Genomic DNA, 5,255 nt, shown 5'->3' on the forward strand with positions numbered 1-5,255 from the left:
GAGCCAGGTCCCACCTCGACCGCAACGATTTCAAGCCATGCGCAGTACCTGTGGGAGCGGGTTCACCCGCGAAAGGGCCGGCACTGGCAACAACGCTACATCGGCAATAACCGATCCTGAATCACCTCTTTCATCACCAGCGTCGAACTCAAGCGCTTCACATTGGGAATGCTGGTCAGCTGCTCGTCATACAGTTTCTGGAACGCCGGCAAATCCTTGGCCACCACATGCAGCAGGTAATCCGGGTCGCCAAACAGCCGTTGCGCCTCGACGATCTGCGGGATCTCGGCCAGCGCCGCTTCAAAGTCCGCTACCGGCTGACGAGTGACTTCGCGCAAGGTCACGAACACCAGCGCGGCAAAGTTCAGCCCCAAGGCGCTCGGCGCCAAGCGGGCGTGATAGCCAAGAATCGCCCCGGATTCCTCCAGCGCCTTCAAGCGCCGATGGCAGGGCGACAGGCTCAGCCCCACACGGTCGGCCAACTCGGTCACAGATAGCCGACCGTCCTTTTGCAGCTCGGCAAGAATTTTTCGATCAGTCCTGTCCATCAAGAAGAATCTTCCAGCAATTGAGGGCTGTTGGGGAATATACGAAAGAAAATCCCTCCGCGGAATCCGTAATCTTTCGACATCCCAAAGCAGTGGAAAAAGGAAGATTCAAGTGGCTCTCAGTGTTCTGACGGCGTTCTGGGCCGTGTCGATGCTGTTCGTGATTACCCCGGGCGCGGACTGGGCCTACGCCATTTCGGCCGGCATGCGCGGGCGCTGGGTGATGCCTGCGGTGGCGGGAATGCTGTCGGGGCATTTCCTCGCGACCCTGGTGGTGGCGGCCGGGGTCGGCAGCCTGCTGGCCGGCCACCCGCTGGCGCTCACCTTGCTGACGCTGGCGGGGTGCAGCTACCTGCTTTGGCTCGGTGGCAACCTGCTGCTGAGCCCCGCATTGCCGGCGGCCGGGCAGGATGGTGCGGGGGAGTCGGGTTCCCGCTGGGCGTTGAAAGGGTTTTGCGTCAGTGGCCTGAACCCGAAAGTGTTCCTGCTGTTCCTGGCCCTGTTGCCGCAGTTCACAGACCCGCAGTCGAGCTGGCCGGTGCCGTTGCAGATCTTGCTGCTGGGCCTGGTCCACCTGTGCAGCTCGCTGGTGATCTACTCGCTGGTCGGTTATGGCGCCAAAGCCGTGCTGAGCACCCGGCCGGGGGCGGCGAAGCTGGTTGGCCGGGTGTCGGGGGTGGCGATGATCACGGTGGCCCTGGGTTTGATAGCCGGTCAAATAGGTTGAATTCACTGGCCTCATCGCCGGCAAGCCAGCCCCCACAAGTACCCCGCATGGCTCAGGCCTGGCAGTGAACCCGTTGACCGTCACGCCTCAGGCGGTGGCTCCTGGGGCAGGTACAGGGTAAACGTGGTGCCCTGGCCCAGGACGCTGTTCACCTGCACATCGCCCCCGGACTGCCTGGCAAAACCGAACACCTGCGACAGCCCGAGCCCGGTGCCTTCGCCCGGCGCCTTGGTGGTGAAGAACGGGTCGAAGATGCGCTCCAGCAGTTCGGTGGCAATGCCGACACCGCTGTCGCTCACCGAGATCGCGGCGAACGGGCCCGGCTGTGGCGCCTGGCCGCGCAGGGCGGGCAGGCGCTGGTCGGCCTGCAGGCGCAGCTGCAAGGTGCCTTCGCCGGCCATGGCATCGCGGCCGTTGAGCATCAGGTTGATCACTGCGGTTTCCAGCTGGTTGAGGTCGGCGCGGATATGGCAAGGTGCCTGCGGCAACTCCAGCTCGACCTGGATCCGCGCACCAGTGGCCGTGTCGAGCATGTCGGCCATGGCCTCCAGCCTTGGCCCGGCCTCGAACACTTGCGGGCTCAAGGCCTGGCGACGGGCGAAGGCCAGCAACTGGCCGGTCAGCCTGGTACCGCGGTCGACGGTGTCGGACATGGTCTTGAGGTAGCGCTCGCGGCGCTGTGCGTCGAGGTTGGGGCGCTGCAGAAAATGCAGCGACGAGCGAATGATGGTCAGCAGGTTGTTGAAATCATGGGCCACGCCGCCTGTGAGTTGGCCGATGGCTTCGAGCTTCTGGGCCTGGCGCAGCACGGCTTCTGTGTGCAGCAGCTGGCTGGTGCGTTCTTCCACGCGCTGTTCGAGGGTGGCATTCAGCGCCTCCAGTGCCGCCATGGCTTCGCGGACTTCGGCATGGGCCTGTACCCGCTGGATGTGCGCCCAGGAGCGCTCTGTGACTTCGCTGATCAGCGCCTGTTCGTAGTGGGTCCACTCCCGTGGCGCCTTGTCGTGAATGGCCATCAGCGCAGTCAGCCGGCCGCCTTTGATCAGGGGCATGCAAATGGTCGCAGTAATGCCGATGGCCTGGAAGGAGGCAGCTTCCTGGGGGGGCAACTCGCTCAGGTTGTCCTGGACCAACGGCAGGCCACTGCGCAGGCGTCCGAGCGCCAGCGTGCCGAAATCCTGCAACCGATAGCGGCCCAACAGATGCGGCGAGCCGGGCGCCACGGAGTCACCGCAGATGGTGAAACCGTCTTCGTCTGGTTCCATCACCGCATAGGCGCAACTCGACAGTTGCAGGTGCTCGACCAGCATGCGCGTGGTAGTGGCAAGGATCTGGTCCGGGTCGGTAGAGTCGGCCACGGCGCGGCCCAGGTTGTCGAGAAAGTTCAGGCGCTGGTTGGCAAGCACGCTGGTGGTGGTTTCGGTAACGGTATCCAGCATGCCCAGCACCTTGCCGTCGTGGTCGCGGATGGGGCTGTAGCAGAAGGTGAAATAGGCCTTTTCGGGGCCACCGTTGCGGTCGATGACGAGCGGGAAGTCTTCTATGTACACCGCCTCGCCAGCCAGAGCACGGTTGGCCAAGTGGCCGATATCGGCCCAGGCCTCCTGCCACACGGCGCGGAAGGGGATACCCAGGGCTGAGGGCTTTTGCCCGAGGATCTGCGAGAAAGCGTCGTTGTGTAGGGTGAGCAGGTCAGGGCCCCAGAGCACGGCTTGCGGAAAGCGTGAGGCCAGGCACAGAGCCAGGGTGGTTTTCAGCGGGTCGGGCCAATGCTCCAGCGGGCCCAGCGGGGTGGCAGCCCAATCGTGGTTGCGGATGCGCTCGGCCATCAGCCCGCCGCCGTCTAGCCATTTTGCCATGTGCTCTGCTGGTCCTTTTGCGTAAGGCCTTAAGGGTGCATCCAGAATAGACGTTTGGCGAGAATTTTTGGTGGCTGTACCGGCCTCTTCGCGGGTAAACCCGCTCCTGAAGGAATAGCATGTTGCTCAAGGTGTGTACTTTACCTGCAGGGGGGCGGGTTTACCCTCGAAGAGGCCGGCCCCGGCTAGCGAATGAAGTGCACCTTGCCAGTGTCGTCATTGCCCATGTAGATGCCATAAACCCCGGCCTGCCGCTCGAGGATATAACGCTCGAGAATCTGCCGGATTGCCGGGTAGTAGATTTCGTCCCACGGGATTTCGTCCGGCTCGAAAAACCTGTACGCCAGCGTTTCCGTCCCGTACTGCCCGGTTTCCTCGGTGGCGATGGCGCGGAAAATGATGTAGACCTCGCTGATCTTCGGCACGCTGAAGATCGAGTACGGCGAGACGATCTCGGCGCGTACGCCGCTTTCTTCCCAGACCTCGCGCAGGGCTGCCTGCTCGGTGGTTTCGCCGGCCTCCATGAACCCGGCCGGCAAGGTCCAGGTGCCGGGGCGCGGGGGGATGGCGCGCTGGCACAGCAGGTACTTGCCATCACGCTCGATGATGCAGCCGGCGATGATCTTCGGGTTGATGTAGTGGATGTAGCCGCAGCCTGTGCAGTGCAGGCGTTCGTGGGTGTCGCCTGTGGGAACGCCCCGGGCCAGTTCCGTGGTGCAGTGCGGGCAGTAGCGCGGGGCGTTGGGCATGATCGCTGGCCTGTGGGTGGCTTAAATGCGTGGGTCCTTCAAGGCCAGGGGCTCGACCATCTCGCGCACCTTGACGTTGTCATCCTGCTTCTGGCGCAGGTAGTCCAGGGCCACCTTGGCGGCGGCGCGGACGTGGTCGACCGAGGCCTGATGGGCTACCAGCGGGTCGCCGCTCTTGATCGCCTCGACGATCTTTTCCATTTCGCGGTTGCTGGCGCCGCGGCGGTTCTCCTGCGACACCGAGGTGGCACGCAGGTAGCTGATGCGCGCCTGCAACTGGCGTAGCTGCTGGGCCGCCACCTGGTTGCCGGAGCCTTCCAGCAGCACATTGTAGAAACCTTGTACCGAGTCCAGCACCTGTTGCAGTTCGCCTTCTTCGAGGGCTTCGCGGTTGACCTCCAGCGCCCGTTCCAGGGCGCGGATGTCCTTGGCCTTGGCGTTTAGGGTGAACAGCTGCACGATCAGGCCTTCGAGCACGCAGCGCAGCTCGTAGATGTCGCGGGCGTCTTCCAGGGTGATGATGGCCACGCGCGGGCCCTTGGCGTCGGCGAATTCCACCAGGCCTTCGGATTCCAGGTGGCGCAGGGCTTCACGCACCGAGGTGCGGCTGACGCCGAGGCGGTCGCAGAGGTCGCGCTCGACCAGGCGGTCGCCTGGCAGCAGGTGGAAGTTCATGATCGCGGCGCGCAGCTTGTCGAGCACGATTTCGCGCAGGGTAACGGGGTTGCGGTTGACCTTGAAGCTGTCGTCGAGTGGCTGGCGTTTCATCAAGTGCGCTCTTAAAGAGGCTGCCCGGCCGCAACCGCAACAGCACCACGAACCTTGGGTGCTCCTTGCGTGGGTTCGAACAGCCCGGTGTTAACGGGTTGACTCCGCATCGGCTTCAGCGAACGCTTCGCGGGCCAGGCGGAAACTGTCCACCGCCGCGGGCACGCCGCAATAAATGCCGACCTGGAGCAGGATCTCGCGAATCTGTTCACGGCTCAGGCCATTACGCAAGGCGCCGCGAATGTGCAGCTTGAGCTCGTGGGGCCGGTTGAGCGCGGAAATCATGGCCAAGTTTATCATGCTGCGCTCTTTGAGCGACAAGCCTTCGCGGCCCCAGACGTGGCCCCAGCAGTATTCGGTGACCAGCTCCTGCAATGGCCTGGTGAAGTCGTCGGCGTTCTGGATCGAGCGGTTGACGTAGTCCTCGCCCAGCACCTGGGTGCGGATCTGCAGGCCTTTTTCGTACTTTTCATTGCTCATGTGCAGTACTCCGGAATAAAACAGGGGACGCAACCGAGGGTGAGACGGTAGCGCGGCCCCTAAAAAAGGGTGAAACAGGGGCCGCTGTGCGACCCATCGCCGGCAAGCCAGCTCCCACAGATAC

The 5,255-nt window shown here is 63.6% G+C and carries 6 protein-coding genes; 1 reads left to right on the forward strand and 5 read right to left on the reverse strand.

Translation table 11 applies throughout. From position 1 onward, the window contains the following. Nucleotides 1–95 precede the first annotated feature (95 nt). Nucleotides 96–548: an Lrp/AsnC family transcriptional regulator gene (locus ACK1U9_RS20845; RefSeq protein WP_015270735.1), complete on the reverse strand. Its 453-nt coding sequence runs from the start codon at nt 546–548 to the stop codon at nt 96–98. A gap of 112 nt (nt 549–660) precedes the next feature. On the opposite strand from ACK1U9_RS20845, the gene ACK1U9_RS20850 reads away from it, so the two are divergent. Beyond that, nucleotides 661–1,275 carry a LysE family translocator gene (locus ACK1U9_RS20850; RefSeq protein ID WP_085599129.1) on the forward strand — a complete coding sequence of 205 codons (615 nt, stop codon included), beginning with the start codon at nt 661–663 and terminating at the stop codon, nt 1,273–1,275. 80 nt (nt 1,276–1,355) lie between these two features. Here the strand turns inward: ACK1U9_RS20850 and ACK1U9_RS20855 are convergent, their stop codons facing one another. From ACK1U9_RS20855 to ACK1U9_RS20870, 4 genes are all read right to left on the reverse strand, one after another. Continuing rightward, on the reverse strand, nt 1,356–3,134 hold the full coding sequence (locus ACK1U9_RS20855) for an ATP-binding protein (protein ID WP_108480613.1): 1,779 nt from the start codon (nt 3,132–3,134) through the stop codon (nt 1,356–1,358). Between the two features lie 185 nt (nt 3,135–3,319). Continuing rightward, nucleotides 3,320–3,883: an NUDIX hydrolase gene (locus ACK1U9_RS20860; protein WP_024087306.1), complete on the reverse strand. Its 564-nt coding sequence runs from the start codon at nt 3,881–3,883 to the stop codon at nt 3,320–3,322. Between the two features lie 21 nt (nt 3,884–3,904). Next, the gene (locus ACK1U9_RS20865; protein WP_108480612.1) at nt 3,905–4,651 is read right to left on the reverse strand and encodes a GntR family transcriptional regulator; all 747 of its coding nucleotides are present in this window, start codon (nt 4,649–4,651) and stop codon (nt 3,905–3,907) included. 90 nt (nt 4,652–4,741) lie between these two features. Next, nucleotides 4,742–5,131 carry a carboxymuconolactone decarboxylase family protein gene (locus tag ACK1U9_RS20870; RefSeq protein WP_046617259.1) on the reverse strand — a complete coding sequence of 130 codons (390 nt, stop codon included), beginning with the start codon at nt 5,129–5,131 and terminating at the stop codon, nt 4,742–4,744. Nucleotides 5,132–5,255 lie beyond the last annotated feature (124 nt).

It is taken from the genome of Pseudomonas sp. XP1, assembly GCF_053557675.1.

Bases quoted from the DNA above. Each gene is read 5' to 3' on its own strand.
- ACK1U9_RS20870 (WP_046617259.1), bottom strand. From the start codon at position 5,131: ATGAGCAATGAAAAGTACGAAAAAGGCCTGCAGATCCGCACCCAGGTG.
- ACK1U9_RS20845 (WP_015270735.1), bottom strand. From the start codon at position 548: ATGGACAGGACTGATCGAAAAATTCTTGCCGAGCTGCAAAAGGACGGT.
- ACK1U9_RS20855 (WP_108480613.1), bottom strand. From the start codon at position 3,134: ATGGCAAAATGGCTAGACGGCGGCGGGCTGATGGCCGAGCGCATCCGC.
- ACK1U9_RS20860 (WP_024087306.1), bottom strand. From the start codon at position 3,883: ATGCCCAACGCCCCGCGCTACTGCCCGCACTGCACCACGGAACTGGCC.
- ACK1U9_RS20865 (WP_108480612.1), bottom strand. From the start codon at position 4,651: ATGAAACGCCAGCCACTCGACGACAGCTTCAAGGTCAACCGCAACCCC.